A 15,430-nucleotide genomic window follows, 5' to 3' on the forward strand; every position below is an offset into this window, starting at 1 on the left:
CAGCGACTGACGACAATATCGCGGCGTATGTTGCGCCGCTTTGTACGACTTTTCGTACAAGACGGTTACCCCTTTATTGTACCACGACTGTCAAAGTTGCGAAAAACGCGACGGGGTTAGCCGATCGACTTCACTAACGCGACCAATAGCCTCTTGAGCGATGCGTCAAGAGGTTGAGCGATGCTCCGATCTTCGGACAAACCCTGTCCTCTCCATAGCGCAGCAAGCATGGCTCCGCTGTCTACTTGCGGTACCAACGCGGCCGGCATCGCGGGGAACAGCTCCAACCAAGCTTTACGCCCTGGGAAAGACTGATCGCGGTTGGCGATCCAATCGAATGCGACCTGCCGCCTTCCTTCCTTGCCCCCTGCGGCCTGCAACGAGATGCATGCTTGCTGCCTGAGCCTCGTCCATTTCGTCGGGAGGCAGTCCGCTACCATCCAGATACGGTCAGCCGTATCGCGCAGCCAATCTTGCGTCTTGGCGTCCGTCCATCGGCTGGACACGTCGAGCAGCACGATCGGCACGCCAAGTTTGCGAAGCCACTGAGAGAATGCGGAACCCGGCTCTTGTCCGGCACTCTGGTTGCTCGGATCGATCGGATAATAAGCAGCCGATCCCTCCCGCCAGGCTGGCGCCGATGGTTGTATGCCGGACGCGTCCGCGAAGACGGCAACTTTCGGCATGCGCTTCTCCCCGTCGAGCAACGTATAAAGCTCCGCATCTTCGATGATGCCGGGGCATTCGACTAGCGCATGAGATAATCCGGCGCGATTCAAAGCCGCCGATGCGGCATGAGCGGTGAAAGTCGCCCCGCCGCCGGGGTAAGCCGACGCGACCGCGACGACGATGACGCTTTCCTCGCCTTGCGAAAGTTCGCTATTGCCGGGATAGGGCGTCTCCGCAGGTCGGTAATCCTTACCGACCTGCGGCCCGATGATCATTAATTCTTCTCGAAGCTGTCCCGCCGATTGAGGCCGCTTATTCAGATCCGAAGACAGCAACCGTTCCAACTGGACGATGAACGTTCCCGGCACGTCTCCCTGCAACGCCGAGCGCATGCTTCCGCTATGCCGCATGGCGAAGCGGCCGCCGGACAACAGGAAATAAGCTAACGCCCCCAACGCGTACAGATCGGTCCGCGAGTCGGACTGCTCGCCCCGAAGCTGCTCGGGCGCCGCGAAACCCGGCGTGCCGAGCTGCAACGTATCGGATGTCTCGCCGGGACGAAACCGCCGGGCGATGCCGAAGTCAACGAGCACCGCTTGATCGTTCCGATCGATCAGCACGTTGGACGGCTTCAAGTCCCGGAAGACGATCGGCGGAGACTGAGCATGCAAATAAGCAAGCACGTCGCATAGCTGTATGAGGTATTTCAGCACGAGTCGGAAGGGCAGCCTCAAGCCGAAGCGTTCGAACCGTTCGGCCAGCGTATCTCCGGCGATATAGTCCATAACGATGCAAGCAAGCCCGTCCGCATCCGGCGGATAATAATCGACGATGGCCGGCAGATGCGGATGCGACAAGCCGCACATGAGCCTCGCCTCCGACACGAACGCATCCCTTTCCTCCGGAAGCGGTTTCGTCAGCTTAAGCGCGACTTGCTTCCCGTTCAGCCGCATATCCTCGGCAAGATAGACTCTCCCCATGCCGCCTTTGCCGATCTGCATCCCGACGCGGTACCGACCCGCGAATAACTCCCCCGTTCCAAGCAATCCGACCGATTCCATATGAACACGCCTCCCCATGACTTTGATAACGGAACCCAACAAAAAATCCCGCACGTCAAGCGTAACGCCTATTTCTAGGCACGCTTCGGTGCGGGATGCTTTCCCGTTCAACTTATGCGATTACGGCTTCCGCCTTACCCACATTGTAACCTCTTCGCGGTTGTGGAACAACTGCTTGACCTTGCGAATTTCGAAATGCTCCGAATACGCCTCGGTCAAGTCCTGGATGCTTTGGAACGGCTTGCGGTACATGAGCTTCAGCGTGATAATGCCCGAGCCGCCGGCGGAGAGCGCGGACGATAAGCCCGACACGATCCGGCACGTATGATACGGATCCCAGCTCATGTCGCAGACGAGCAAATCGAACGTTCCCGGCGCGAAATTCAGCTCTGCGGCATTCTTCCGAATATGTCTCAGTCTCGGATGGAGCGCGAGCGACTCGTCCATCTCGGCCGGGTCGACCGCCGTCACCTTCATGCCCCGCTCGAGCAGCACAGACGTCCAACCTCCGGGCGCCGCTCCGAGATCCAGCGCATTCGTGAACCGGGCAAGCGGCAACCCGAATGCCTTCTCCGCCTCCAGCAGCTTAAACGCCGCGCGAGAGATCAGCGCTTCGTCCCGGCGGAAACGCACCGCTCCCCCCGGCCAATCCGACAAATTGTCTTTTGGCGTCGAGCAGCCCGCATACAGCCTCTTGCGCGAAGAATAGACGGAGACGATCCAATCCGATTCCCGAGCGACGACTTCGCCCCCTAGCTCGCGAACGACTTCCGCCATGACGTCCCTAGCTTCCGCGGAGCCGAAAGGAAACGGGCTGTCTTGCGCCTTCCTGACTTGTATGGCGACCTTCTTGCCGCGTACTCGCTCAGCTAGCTGCGCCGCATAATCCCGCAGTACGGCAGCCGTCAACTCCTCGTCGCCGCTGACATCCGTCTCGGCTTCGACGGGGAACAGATGCCGCAGGAACACCGGCTCGTCTCTGCGAAACTCTTTCAATAATTGCTCCGGCTCATAATCTCCGGACGTGAAGCTGAACGTCTCTCCCGCCGCGATGCCCGACACTTTCGTCCCGCGCACCCGGCGGCGAAGCTCTTCCATCGCATAGGGAGCAAACCCCGGATTCGCCGTTCCGATATACGTATTCAATGTTATTCCTCTTCCTTCCCGACTTGAATCCAAGGCCGCTCGCGGCGCCACGTCACGGTTAACGGAACGTCGTAGGCAGCTTCCAGCCATTCTGCCGTCAGCACATCCCGCTTCGGTCCCGATGCGATGATCTTTCCTTCCGCCATCAGCGCCACGTGCGTAAATACGGGTATAATTTCCTCGATATGATGGGTCACGTATAGCATCGACATTCGGCTCGTCGTCAACCTCGTCAGCGCGTCCAGAAACTTTTCCCGCTCGAACAGGTCCAGTCCCGCGCAAGGCTCGTCCAAGATCAGAAGCTCCGGATTCGCCATCATCGTGCGAGCGAGCAACACCTTCTTGCGTTCGCCTTGGGACAGCGTGCCGAAAGATTGCTCCGCCATGTGCCTTAGCCCGACTTTACCGAGCTCGCCCATGGCGCGTTCGCGAACTTCGTCCGGTACGTCCACGTAAATCCGCAGAAAAGCATAAGCGCCGCCCGCGACGATCTCCCATACGGGATCCCGAAGCGTGAACTTCTCCATGAGCGAAGGACCGATATAGCCGATTTGCTTGCGGATTTCGCGGACATCGACCGTTCCGTAACGATGCCCGAGCACGTCTACCGTTCCCGATGTCGGAAAAAGGTAGGCGTTGATCATTTCGAGCACGGTCGTTTTCCCGCAACCGTTACGTCCGAGCAACGTCCAATGCTCGCCGGGCTTCACGCTCAAATCCACGCCCCTCAATATTTCCCGGTCGCCCCTCCGCAACGTAAGATTTCGTAATTCTATCATAACAACGTTTCCCCTCTATACGCTTGATCCAGACTGTCCACGATGTCCGTAACGGATGGAAAGCGGTACTGCTTCGCCCATCCGCCGTCTTTGCCCTTCACGAGCAGACAGGGCACGCTTTCGATGCGGAAGGTTTGGGCGATGCCCGGCATCGCGTTCAAATTCGCCGCATACAGCCGAAAATCCGGTCTAATCTGCTCTACGACCGCAAGCATCCGCTTCGCAAGGGCGCACGTTCCGCAAAGCGGCGTATGCACGAAAACCGCAAGCGGGCCCGGCTCGTCCGTCCAAGCCCGCTCCCAATCGCCGTTCTCCCATTCAAGCATCCCGCTTCGCTCCCGATAAAGCCGCTCGTTCAAGCACGGCTTGCGGCATCGGACCGTCGTGAATGACGACGCCGGGCGGATTCGCGTCTCGCAGCGCGCAAACCATCTGCGCTCTTCCCATTAAGCTGGAGGAATGCACGTATACCTCGCGCGGGTAGAAGCCGCCCGCGATCATGCCTTGCACGACGGATAAGCCGTTAGGCTGATTGTACCCAAGTTCGAAATCGAGCGAAAGAACGTCGACTTCGCAATCCGACAGGAGCAACAAGCATTCTTCGGCCGATCTGGCAGCGACGAATCCGCGCGGACAAGGTCTTACGTCGTCCAAATACACGTTAATCATCCGTCTCTTCCTCCTTCGACAGACGCCGTACAAGCCCGATTTGCTCCCGGTGAGTTCTCCCTTCGCTTGTAGGCGTTTCCATAAATAACGGCACTTTCCTGATTTCGGGCGTGGCTAGCAGTTCCTTAAACCCGGTCTCGCCAATGTATCCGGCTCCGATCGGAGCATGGCGGTCTTTGCGCGAGCCCTGCGGATAGAGCGAATCGTTCAAATGAACGGCGCGCAAACTATCCCACATGCGCAGCTCCCTAGCGCGTTCGACGAACGCTTGCCAGCCGTCCGCTTTCCATACGCCGCTGGCGAACAGGTGACAAGTATCGAGGCAGAATCCGACTTTCTCCGGTTCCATGCATAACGAGCGAATTTGCACCCATTCTTCGGGCGTAGTTCCCATCGGACCGTGATCGCCGGCTTGGTTTTCCAATAAAATCAGCGCCTTCCCTTGCCAGGCGGACGCGACTTTATCGATCCACTCTATTATATTTCGGTACCCCTCAAGCGGCTCCTTCCCTTTGTGAACGCCGAAATGAACGACGACGCCAATCGAACCGCAAGCTTCCGCGATGGCCAGATCGTTCAGCGTGCACGCGACCATGCGCTCGCTTGCTTCGCCGGTTGCCGCCGGATTTACGGGATAAGGGCCATGGGCGATCGAGACGATTCCGCGCTCCCGGCAGTAACGTCTGCAACGTTCCGCGTCCTGCGCGGAGTAAGCTTTCGGCGCAAGCATGCGGGGATTTTTGGGAAAATACTGAAACGCGTCCGCGCCTAGCGCCGCTGCGCTTTCCGCCGCCTGAGCGTAACTGCCGCGCGTGCTCACATGGCTCCCGATGCGCATAGCGTCTAAGCCGTTCCTTGGCATTGCGGGCAGTAGAACATTTTACGGCTTGACAACGTTTCATGCTGAATCTCATGTCCGCATACGATGCATGGTTCTCCTCCCCGATCGTAGACGAGGCAGCGCGAGTTATACCCGCCCGTGACGTTGTCGTTCTCGGTCAGAGGATGTTCCATGTATCCGCCCGCTTCCTTCGCTTCGATCAGCACCTTACGCATGGCGGCATACAGCCTTTCGATTGCGGCGGCATCAAGATCCGGCACCGATCTAGCCGGGTGCAGCTTGGCTTCGAAGCAAATTTCGTCGCTGTAGCAGTTGCCGATGCCGGCAATGAACTTCTGGTCGGTCAAGGCCGTCTTCAGTCGGCCCCGCTTGCCCGAGAACAGCTTGCGGAACGCTTCAAGCGTCAATCGCTGATCGAACGGCTCGGGTCCGAGCTGCTTCATCTGTTCGAGTGCCGACTTGGCCGATACAAGGTGCAAATAGCCCAGACGCAATCCTCCGAAATACAAGCTGTTGCCGTCGAATAGCCGAATGATGACTTGAAAGCGGCTGTCTTCTTTCTTCGCTTCCGTTCCGTAGTACAACCAACCGCCAAGCATCAGATGAAGCAATAGCCGGTTGCCGTCGTCGAGGTGGAATAGCAGGTGCTTGCCTCTTCGTTCCACGAATAGGATCGTTCGGTTCGCGAGCGCGTTCGCGAAAGCTTCCGGCGGCTCGTTAATCGATCCTTCGCGATTGACGACGACACCCGTAATTCTTTTCCCGCCGAGAAGCGATGATAGCTGCGTGCGATAATGCTCCATTTCCGGCCATTCCGGCATAGTTGCTTCTTCCTCCTCGATACAATCGAATCTTCGTCGGGCTCGAACGATCTCACCCTGTGTAAGGCTGCCGGGCGTTCATGCCCTGCTAGCTTGCGCTGATCCCGTCGATCAGCTGTTCCAAATCGTCTAGATTGCCGCATACGGCATGCGGACTAGCGCCCGCCGATTCGCATTCCCGTTGCCAGCTGTCCGCGCTGCAATACCCCGTCAGCACGAGTATTGACGGGCATCCCGCGTTGTTGCCCGCAGCGATGTCCGTGTGCGGATTATCGCCGATCACCCAAGTGCGCTCGGACGACGTGCCGGCGAGCTCTAGCGCGTAATCCATTAAGATGGAAGAAGGCTTCCCGATCACGACCGGCTTTATGCCTGTCGCCGCCTCGAGAGCGGCCCCGATCGTACCCGCACCGGGGAGGAAGCTTCCTTCCATCGGCAGCAGCCGATCCGGATTCGTCTGCACGAACGACGCCCCGGCGAGCAGATGGTTAATGCCTAGGCGCAATCGTTCGTACGTCAGATTCCGATCCAGTCCTTGAACGACGATCTCCGCGTTCGCCTTGTCGTCTCGATCCTGTAAGATGCGCATGCCGGCTTCCCGAAGCGCTTCATGCAGTCCGCGCTCCCCGATGACGAATGTATCGGCATTCGGATAACGATTCTTTACATAATAGGCTGCAGCCATGGCGGACGTGACGACGCGGCCCTTGTCCGCGTCGATGCCGAGATGCCTTAGATGTTCCGCGACCTCCTCCGGCGTGCGCGTCGAATTGTTCGTAACGAACCAGCATGGCAATCGCAAGCGAGCCAGCTTCTCGATCAGCCTGTCGGCGCCCTCGATTCGTTCGCTGCCGCGGTACAGCGTACCGTCTAAATCGAATAAGAAGGCATCCGGCTTCAATAGCTGCCTCGCAGCTTCAATAGTAGGTTTCAATCTTGTTGATTCTCCTCCCGATCCGCCGTTATCCGCGTTCCGCAGCTCGGCCGATTCTCGCTTCCAATCGCTCGATTCGGCGTTGCAGCTTCTCTCTGTCGTCGCTTAGCGAGGCGTTCGCGCGATTCATGCGGGCGCGGCGACCGAGCATCGCCAGCGCGCGCTTGGCGTAATCCAATGCCAGGCCTAAATCCTTCGTCCGATGCTCGTGGTGCATCGCCAGCTCGACGAAAGCGTCCGTCTTCGGCAACAGGCCGTACTCCGTGCATGCGACGGCAGCTTCCCACAGGGGCACCGCACGATCCATTCGTCCCAGCTTTTTGTATCTGGTCGCCAGCGCCAGACACCAGGCTCGCTCGCCCGCATCCGGCCGATCGGCCAGACGGGCGAAGAGCCGCTCCGCGTGCTCCTCCTGCCCGTGCTTCTCCAGCCAGCTCGCCGTGCAGTATAGCTCTTCGCCGTCCTCGTCGTCAAGCGGCTCCGTGCCCGGTCGATCCTCAAGCAGTTGCGCGAAGTGCACCGCCAGGGCGGCGAGCGTCAGCACGTCCTTCTCGTTATGCGTATAAACCCCGTGAAGATGCTCGGGATTCCCGTCATTCAGAAATTGAACGTACAGGGCCGGAGCCAACGATCCGGGCACGTCCTCGCCCCTGACGAATCCAAGCCTGGCCTCCTCGACCGTCGCCAGCCTGCAGGAGGCTAACGTCTTGCGCCACAGCGCTCGGGAAGGATGCAGAAAATCGAGATGCCCCGGCTCCGCCCCGCTCGTGCGCCAGCCGTTCATAATATACCGGCTCACGATCACGGGCCAGTCGAACGTCCTGCCGTTATAAGTAACGAGATGCTCTTTGTCCTTCAAGTGCGTCAGCAAATATTCCAGCATGGCACGCTCTTCGCCGGGATGCCGGATCAGCGTCTGTTCGACGATGAAAGCTTGGTCCGCATAATAACCGAAACCGATCATGAACGGTACGTTGCCTGCCCCGACGCCGAGCCCGGTCGTTTCCGTATCCAAGAAGAGCAGCCTGCTTACGTCTACCGGCGCCGTCGCCCTCGTCTGGTTCTGCCTAGCGGCGACCGGTGCCAACCAGCCCGCGCTGCGCTGCAGTTCCTCGAGTCCATACCGGCCATGGCTATAAGGCAAAGGATAAGCAAGCCTGCGCAGCAGGAAGCTCCCGCCGTCGTTCTCGATTTCCTCGACTCCGATCGCTCGAAAAGCCGGATGCAGCTTGCTAGCGGTTCTCCCGGCCTGTTCCGCGCAACTCGGCGACGCGGCTTCCGTCTCAGCCTTAACCTCGGCATCCGCCGTCTGGGCGGCTTCAGCCGCCTCCGAAGCCTGAGCCGCCGCGCGAAGGCGCTCCAGCCGCTCCCTCAGCCCGCTCATGCTTCCGCCCTCGCGCCTCGCAATAACGACAGCGCTTGCGTTTTGCCGAGCAACCCGACTTCTTCGATCGGTCCGACGCACGCCGGACAGCCGCTCAAACAGCCGCAGCCGACGATGAGCCGCTCCGCTTCCTCCAGCAATTCGTCGTGCATCTCGTACAGTCTTTGACTAAGCCCGATCCCGCCCGGATAACGGTCGTAGAAGTAGATCGTCGGCCGCTTCGTATGCGTCGCCTTGACCTGCGGCACGACGCGAATATCGAACGGGTCGCACATCAGATGCAACGGCGCGAGGTGAATTAGCACGTTCGCGAGACCGAGCAGCGCCATCTGCATGTCGTTCGCGCTGCGTTTCGCCGACTCCTCCTCGGAGAACGAGAACCAATAACCGCTCGTATGCAGAATCTCCTCCGGAAGATGAATCGGTCCCGAGCCGATGTTCTCGTGGGTGCGCAGCCGGATTTTCTTGAAAATCGTCGGCTTCGCCATCACCGTAACTTCCCCGAAATGCCGTTCCAACGGTCCCGACTTCGTCTCGAGATCGACGTGCAGCACTTTCAGCTCGACCGCGAGGCTTGCGTCCGTGAAATAATCGACGTTTACTTGGCGAACATAAGCCTTCTTCTCGGGATAGTCCAGCTTTTCGACTTGGTATTGCACGCCCTCATGCAAGTAGATCGCTTCTTCGTGCACGAGCGTCGGCGCGCTGAACCGATCGACTTCGCCGATGACTTTATGCCCCTCGGTCATATCGATAATGACGATGTTCTCCTGCGCCGCCGTCCGAAGCGAGATGTTGTGCGCGGGGAAAGCCTGTTCCATCCAATACCAGCGATTGCCGACATGGTGAAGCACCTTCTCTTCGACGAGAAATTCGAGCAGATCGGTCAGCTTCTCGCCCCCGAACGAATCGCCTTCTTCAAAAGGAAGCTCGTATGCCGCGCACTTGATATGATCGAGCAGAATGAGCAGATTATCGGGATGAATGCGCGCTTCCTCCGGCGGACGGCCGAGGAAATAATCGGGATTCTGGATTAAATATTGATCGAGCGGATTGCTGCTCGCCACCAGGAACGTGACCGAGCTGCCTTGACGGCGCCCGGCGCGGCCCGACTGCTGCCACGTGCTCGCGATCGAACCTGGGTAGCCGTTCAGCACGCAAGCCTGCAACTGACCGATGTCGATGCCGAGCTCTAACGCGTTCGTGCTGACGACGCCGCGGATTTCCCCGCTTCGCAGCCCTTTCTCGATCTCTCTTCGCAGCTTGGGCAAATATCCGCCGCGATATCCGCGGATCGATTTCTTGCCGAGCTCGCCTTTAATCAGTTCCTGCAAATACGTCAGCAGAATTTCGACCCGCACGCGGCTTCGCGCGAATACGATCGTCTGGATGCCGCTCTTGAGCAAGAGCGCGGCCAGCTTCTGCGATTCGAGCACGCTGCTGCGGCGGATGCCGAGCTGCTGATTGACGACGGGAGGGTTGTAGAACACCATGTGCTTCTCCCCCGTCGGGGCGCCGTTGTCGTCGATAAGCGCGACCGAAGCGCCAAGCAAACGCTCCGCATGCTCGCGAGGATTGCGGATGGTGGCCGAGGCGCATAGAAACTGCGGATTGCTGCCGTAGAACTTGCAAATCCGTTGCAGACGGCGAATGACGTTGGCGACATGGCTGCCGAACACGCCGCGATAAGCATGCAGCTCGTCTATAATAATGTACCTAATATTCTCGAACAGCTTAACCCACTTCGTATGGTGAGGCAGGATCGCCGAATGCAGCATATCGGGGTTCGTCACGACGATGTGGCCGGCGTTGCGAATCGCCGTCCGCACGGTCGGCGGCGTATCCCCGTCATAGGTGTGCGTCTTGATGTCGACCTCCATCAGATCGGCGAGCTGCTGAAGCTCGGCTACCTGATCCTGCGCCAGCGCCTTCGTCGGAAATAGATATAGCGCCCGCGCGCTGTCGTCGTGAAGCAGCGTCTGCAGCACGGGCAAATTGTAGCAGAGCGTCTTGCCCGATGCCGTCGGCGTAACGGCGACGACGTGGCGGCCTTCCGCGACCGCTTGATAGGACGCGGCTTGATGGGTGTACAGCTCGGATATGCCTTTGCTCCGCAGCGCTTCGGCCAGCTTAGGATGTATATTAGGCGGCAACGGCACCGTTCGCGCAGGGCGCGCCGGCTGCGTATGCCAATACGTGACGTTCTCCATCAGCTCGGGCTTGCTTCGCAGCAGGCCGAGCCATTCTTCCACCGACTCCGCTCGTTCCGTCAACGGATTCATGGCATTGCTCCTTGCGATCGTTTCCTTCTATTGTACAGAATATATGTTCGCCCAGCAACGGCAACGACAAGCGATTTTCGACATCCGGAGCGCCTCCTCTTCGCTTGATACACATTGTTTCATCCGTAATCGAAATTTTGCGACAATTCATGTCGTTACCTGCGCTTTCCCGGAAAATAATTCAGCGGCTCCGCGTATAGGCGAGTTGCTATCGCGCCATCCTATTCGACGGGCAACCAGCCCGATACGGATGAAAAGGAGAGCTGAACATGGCCAAACCGGACGATCGTTCCGACAACGTAAACAAGCTGCAAGAAGCTAGAGAAAATACGATGGAAAACATCAGCCAGACGGAGCATTACTTGGACGAGCACGCGGTTGAGCTCGGCGATACGGAAAAGCAGCAGCTGGAGGGCAAGAACGCCCGCCGCCGTCAAGCCGTTCAAGGCATGCAAGAGGAAATCCTAGACGAGAAAAATCAATATTAAGCGCCGACAACCCCGAAGGAAAATTCCTTCGGGGTTGTTTATGGCGTTTAAGCCTTCTCTACGTTGAAGTATTGGGCTTCCGGATGCGCGAACACCATCGCGGATACGGATGCCTCGGGCTCCATCATGAACCCTTCCGTCAGTTCTACGCCGATATCCTCGGGTTTCATGAGCTCGAACAGCGGGCCTTGATCCTCGAGGTTCGGGCAAGCCGGATAGCCGAACGACACGCGAATGCCCTGGTATCTCGCGCCGAAACGCTGCTTCATCGTCATCTCCGCCGGGTCCGGGAAGCCCCAGTTGTCGCGCATGATCTGGTGCACGCGTTCCGCCAGGCCCTCCGCCACCTCAAGGGCGGTCGCCATGATGGCGTGGGAGCGCAAGTAGTCGCCGCTTTCCTTCCACTTCTCGCCTTGCTCGCGAGCGCCTTGCCCTGCCGTCACGACCAGGAATCCGACCGTGTCCATGACGCCGCTCTCGACCGATTTCAGGAAGTCCGCCAAGCAGAGGAACGGCTCGACCTGCTGACGCGGGAACGAGAACCGCTGCAGCACGCGGGACGTATCCGCCGGATCGTAGACCAGAACATCGTTGCCATCCGATTGCGCCGGGAAGAACCGGTACATCGCCTGCGGCTTTAACCAGCCGTTCCGCTCGGACTGCTCGAGAATGTCGTCGATCGTCGTTTTCAGTTTGACCGCGCGTTCGTCGCCTGAAGCGAGCAGCTCCTCGACGTTTCCTTTAAGTCCTAGATGATGGCCGAGCAGCATTTGCAAGTTGACGTACGGCTTCACATGGGTTAACGGATAATCGCGGATGACATGCCGTTCGTAATCCGGCGCCTTGAACAGCGGAGCGTCCTGCGAAATATTCGAGCGGCGGGCGCGCGATTGTTCCGGCAGCTCCTTCGGCGTCTCCGGCTTCTCGGCCAGCGCTTTCTGCTCGGCCCAATGCTCGTCCGCGATGCGCGCCCGATGCTCCGGATCGCCCAGCTTGTTCGCGATATCGAGCCCGTCCATCGCGTCCTTCGCGTACAAGACGACGCCTTCGTATTCCGGCGCGATTCGCGTCTTCGTAAACTTGCGCGTCAGCGCCGCTCCGCCGACCAAGATCGGCACGTCGATGCCCGCCGTGCGCAAGTCTTGCGCCGTTACGACCATCTGCTGAGCCGATTTGACGAGCAGACCGGAAAGGCCGATCGCATCCGGCTTCTCCGCTTTCGCGGCTTCGATAATTTGCTCCGGCGGCACTTTGATGCCTAGGTTGACGATTTTATAACCGTTATTCGAAAGGATGATCTCGACGAGGTTTTTGCCGATATCATGTACGTCGCCTTTGACGGTCGCGAGCATGATGGTGCCTTTTACGGCGGACTCGTTCTTCTCCATATGCGGCTCGAGGCGGGCGACGGACGCCTTCATCACTTCGGCGCTCTGCAACACTTCGGCTACGATCAGCTCGTTATTGTTGAACAGGCGGCCTACTTCTTCCATCCCGGACATGAGCGGACCGTTGATAATATCGAGCGGAGCGTACTTCGTCAGCGCTTCGTCCAGGTCCGCGAACAAGCCTTCCTTGGAGCCCTCGACGACGTAGCCTGCTAACCGCTCCTCGAGCGAAAGGTTCGTCGCCTTGACCTTCTTCTCGACCTTCTTGTCGCGGAACGCCGCGACGAAAGCCGCCAGCGTATCGTCGTTCGTATCGTAGATGAGCGCTTCCGCCAGCTTTCGCTCCTCCTCCGGAATGGAGGCGTAGCGCTCCAGCTTCTCCGTGTTCACGATCGCGTAGTCGAGACCCGCTTTCGTGCAATGGTACAGATAAACCGAGTTCAGCACCTCGCGGCCAGCGTCCGGCAAGCCGAACGAGATGTTGCTGAGACCGAGAATCGTCTTCGCGAGCGGATACTTCTCTTTGATCATCCGGATGCCTTCGATCGTCTCCACGGCAGAGCCGATATACTGCGGGTCGCCGGAGCCGATCGGGAACATGTTCGGGTCGAAAATAATGTCCTCCGGCTGCATGCCGTACTTGCCCGTCAACAGCTCGTACGACCGCGTAGCCACTTCCATCTTCGCTTCGCGGGACACGGCTTGTCCCCGTTCGTCGATCAGGATGCACACGACCGACGCGCCGTACTGATGAATGAGCGGTACGATTTTCTCGAACTTCGACTCGCCGTCCTCAAGGTTAATCGAATTAATGATCGCCTTGCCTTGCGAATATTTAAGTCCGAGCTCGATGATATGGTCGTAGGTGGAGTCGAGCATAAGCGGAGCTTTGATCTTCTTCGCGACCATCGGCAGGAACTGGTTGACCGCGTAAGTTTCGTCGATATCGGTGTCTTGCAGGTTGATATCGATAATCTGCGCGCCGCCCTTCACTTGGGAACGGGCGATTTCAGACGCTTCGTCGAACTTCTCCTCTTTGATCAGGCGCTTGAACTTCCGCGATCCGGAGATGTTCGTCCGCTCCCCGATCATGATCGGGCGGTTATCTTCCTCGATATAGACGGTATCGATGCCGGAGACTGCCGGCGGATGTTGACCGTCAGGCTTGCGCGGCGCCACTTCCTTCATCGCTTCCGCCATCGCCGCGATATGCGCGGGCGTCGTGCCGCAGCAGCCGCCGACGATGTTCAGCCAGCCTTGATCCGCGAACCCGCGCAGCTTTCTCGCCAGCGAATCCGGGGATTCATGATAGTTGCCGTTCTCGTCCGGCAAGCCGGCGTTCGGATAGCAACTGACCGCGATGTTCGCGATGCCGGACAACGTGCGGATATGATCGCGCATGAACTCCGGTCCCGTCGCGCAGTTAAGCCCGATCGAGATCGGCTTCAGATGCTCGAGCGAGACGTAGAACGACTCGATGTTCTGTCCGGCCAACGTCGTCCCCATCGGTTCGATCGTGCCGCTGATCATGATCGGCAAATCGATTCCCGTCTCCGCGAACGCGTGGCGTACGGCGATGCCTGCCGCTTTGACGTTCAGCGTGTCTTGGCTCGTCTCGATAAGGATCGCGTCGACTCCGCCTTCGACAAGAGCGATCACTTGCTCGCGGTAGCTCTCCACGAGGCCGTCGAACGTCACGCCGCCGGTCACGGACAACGTCTTGGTCGTAGGTCCGAGCGCTCCCGCGACGAATCTAGGCTTGTCCGGCGTAGAATACTTATCGCAAGCTTCGCGCGCCAGCTTCGCCGCGGCAAGGTTCAGCTCCCTTGCTCTCTCCGGGATGTCGTATTCTTGGAGTACGACACTCGTCGCGCCGAACGTATTCGTCTCGATAATGTCGGAGCCCGCGGCCAAGTAAGCTTCGTGAATGTCGCGGATCACGTCGGGCCGGGTTACCACGAGCAGCTCATTGCATCCGTCCAGCTCCTCGCCGCCGAAGTCTTCCGCCGTCAGATTCGCCTGCTGAATCATCGTGCCCATCGCACCGTCGAGTATGAGAATGCGTTTGGTTAGCTCCTCTTGCAGAGAAGGTTTAGAATGCGTTAAAGTCATATTTATAATCGCTTCCCCCGTCTGTCAAATCATTAAACTCTATAGTAACAGAATAGAGATGGTACGAAAAGATGCACATCGACACGAGTCGGAATATGTTCTATAATTAAGTCAATAATTCTTATTGGGAAAAGAGGAATTAACCATGGCTGAAATTCGTATCCGCAACACGAACGAACGCATTAAAGGCGAAGCGAACGTGCGCGAGTTTCTGAACAAGTTCGAAGTACTATACGAACACTGGGATGCGTCCAAGCTCCCGGCTCGCCTCCAAGAAAAGTTCGTACTGTCCGACGACGAGAAGAGCGAGATCCTTTCCACGTTCGACGCGGAAATTCGCGATCTTGCCGGCAGACGCGGCTACAAAACGTGGGACGTCATCGCGCTTTCGGACGCGACGCCTAATCTCGAAGAGCTGCTCAAAAAGTTCGAGAACGTCCACACGCACACGGAAGACGAAGTTCGCGCCATTACGGCGGGACGCGGCATCTTCGTTATCAAAGGCGACGACAACACCGGATACTTCGATGTCGAGCTCGAAGCCGGAGACGTTATTTCCGTTCCGGAAAACTATCCTCACTTCTTTACGTTGATGGATAACCGCCAGATCGTCGCGGTTCGCCTCTTCATCGAACCTGCCGGCTGGATCGCTCACAACTACGACGACCCTGCTTTCGTGAAATAAGATAAAGAATAAGGAAAGACTTACAGTTCGCGTTTGCGAATTGTAAGTCTTTTTGGGTATGGCTGGCTGTTGCGCCGATACGTCGCCGCGATTGCACGACTATATATACGTATATTGCACGGATATTGCACGAATAACAACCACTTGCAGTTATTTTCGAATAAGTCACGG

The 15,430-nt window shown here is 58.3% G+C and carries 13 protein-coding genes; 2 read left to right on the forward strand and 11 right to left on the reverse strand.

The window, feature by feature from the left end:
* Positions 1 to 116: 116 nt before the first annotated feature.
* The 10 genes from COHPA_RS24175 to COHPA_RS0103400 form a co-directional block, all read right to left on the reverse strand.
* Positions 117 to 1,730 carry a serine/threonine-protein kinase gene (locus COHPA_RS24175; protein ID WP_027084784.1) on the reverse strand — a complete coding sequence of 538 codons (1,614 nt, stop codon included), beginning with the start codon at positions 1,728 to 1,730 and terminating at the stop codon, positions 117 to 119.
* 120 nt (positions 1,731 to 1,850) lie between these two features.
* Positions 1,851 to 2,876 carry a 23S rRNA (cytidine(2498)-2'-O)-methyltransferase RlmM gene (locus COHPA_RS0103360; RefSeq protein WP_027084785.1) on the reverse strand — a complete coding sequence of 342 codons (1,026 nt, stop codon included), beginning with the start codon at positions 2,874 to 2,876 and terminating at the stop codon, positions 1,851 to 1,853.
* A 2-nt stretch (positions 2,877 to 2,878) separates the two neighbouring features.
* Positions 2,879 to 3,655 (reverse strand): ABC transporter ATP-binding protein, encoded by a 777-nt coding sequence (locus COHPA_RS0103365; RefSeq protein ID WP_027084786.1) that lies wholly within the window; start codon positions 3,653 to 3,655, stop codon positions 2,879 to 2,881.
* The gene (locus tag COHPA_RS0103370) at positions 3,652 to 3,981 is read right to left on the reverse strand and encodes a thioredoxin family protein (RefSeq protein WP_027084787.1); all 330 of its coding nucleotides are present in this window, start codon (positions 3,979 to 3,981) and stop codon (positions 3,652 to 3,654) included. Before COHPA_RS0103370 ends, COHPA_RS0103365 begins: the two co-directional genes overlap by 4 nt.
* On the reverse strand, positions 3,974 to 4,324 hold the full coding sequence (locus COHPA_RS0103375; protein WP_027084788.1) for a cyclic-phosphate processing receiver domain-containing protein: 351 nt from the start codon (positions 4,322 to 4,324) through the stop codon (positions 3,974 to 3,976). The genes COHPA_RS0103370 and COHPA_RS0103375 overlap by 8 nt, the downstream gene beginning before the upstream one ends.
* A complete protein-coding gene (locus COHPA_RS0103380; protein WP_027084789.1) occupies positions 4,317 to 5,162 on the reverse strand; it encodes a deoxyribonuclease IV in 846 nt (281 codons plus the stop codon). Before COHPA_RS0103380 ends, COHPA_RS0103375 begins: the two co-directional genes overlap by 8 nt.
* Positions 5,163 to 5,167: 5 nt before the next feature.
* Positions 5,168 to 5,986 (reverse strand): Fpg/Nei family DNA glycosylase, encoded by an 819-nt coding sequence (locus COHPA_RS0103385; RefSeq protein WP_027084790.1) that lies wholly within the window; start codon positions 5,984 to 5,986, stop codon positions 5,168 to 5,170.
* A gap of 88 nt (positions 5,987 to 6,074) precedes the next feature.
* Positions 6,075 to 6,920, reverse strand: a complete 846-nt coding sequence (locus COHPA_RS0103390) for an HAD-IIA family hydrolase (RefSeq protein ID WP_027084791.1) — start codon at positions 6,918 to 6,920, stop codon at positions 6,075 to 6,077.
* Between the two features lie 28 nt (positions 6,921 to 6,948).
* Positions 6,949 to 8,304 (reverse strand): ribonuclease H-like domain-containing protein, encoded by a 1,356-nt coding sequence (locus tag COHPA_RS0103395; protein ID WP_027084792.1) that lies wholly within the window; start codon positions 8,302 to 8,304, stop codon positions 6,949 to 6,951.
* Positions 8,301 to 10,586, reverse strand: coding sequence for a DEAD/DEAH box helicase (locus COHPA_RS0103400; protein ID WP_027084793.1), 2,286 nt, complete (start codon positions 10,584 to 10,586; stop codon positions 8,301 to 8,303). Before COHPA_RS0103400 ends, COHPA_RS0103395 begins: the two co-directional genes overlap by 4 nt.
* Positions 10,587 to 10,855: 269 nt before the next feature.
* Here COHPA_RS0103400 and tlp point away from each other — a divergent pair, with 269 nt between their 5' ends.
* Positions 10,856 to 11,074, forward strand: a complete 219-nt coding sequence (tlp, locus tag COHPA_RS0103405; RefSeq protein ID WP_027084794.1) for a small acid-soluble spore protein Tlp — start codon at positions 10,856 to 10,858, stop codon at positions 11,072 to 11,074.
* Between the two features lie 47 nt (positions 11,075 to 11,121).
* Here the strand turns inward: tlp and metH are convergent, their stop codons facing one another.
* Positions 11,122 to 14,574 (reverse strand): methionine synthase, encoded by a 3,453-nt coding sequence (metH, locus tag COHPA_RS0103410; RefSeq protein ID WP_027084795.1) that lies wholly within the window; start codon positions 14,572 to 14,574, stop codon positions 11,122 to 11,124.
* Between the two features lie 145 nt (positions 14,575 to 14,719).
* Here metH and COHPA_RS0103415 point away from each other — a divergent pair, with 145 nt between their 5' ends.
* Complete coding sequence (locus COHPA_RS0103415) at positions 14,720 to 15,259, forward strand: 1,2-dihydroxy-3-keto-5-methylthiopentene dioxygenase (protein WP_027084796.1); 540 nt, start codon at positions 14,720 to 14,722, stop codon at positions 15,257 to 15,259.
* The last annotated feature ends 171 nt before the right edge of the window (positions 15,260 to 15,430 follow it).

The organism is Cohnella panacarvi Gsoil 349 (genome assembly GCF_000515335.1).
In the GTDB taxonomy this organism is placed as follows: domain Bacteria; phylum Bacillota; class Bacilli; order Paenibacillales; family Paenibacillaceae; genus Cohnella; species Cohnella panacarvi.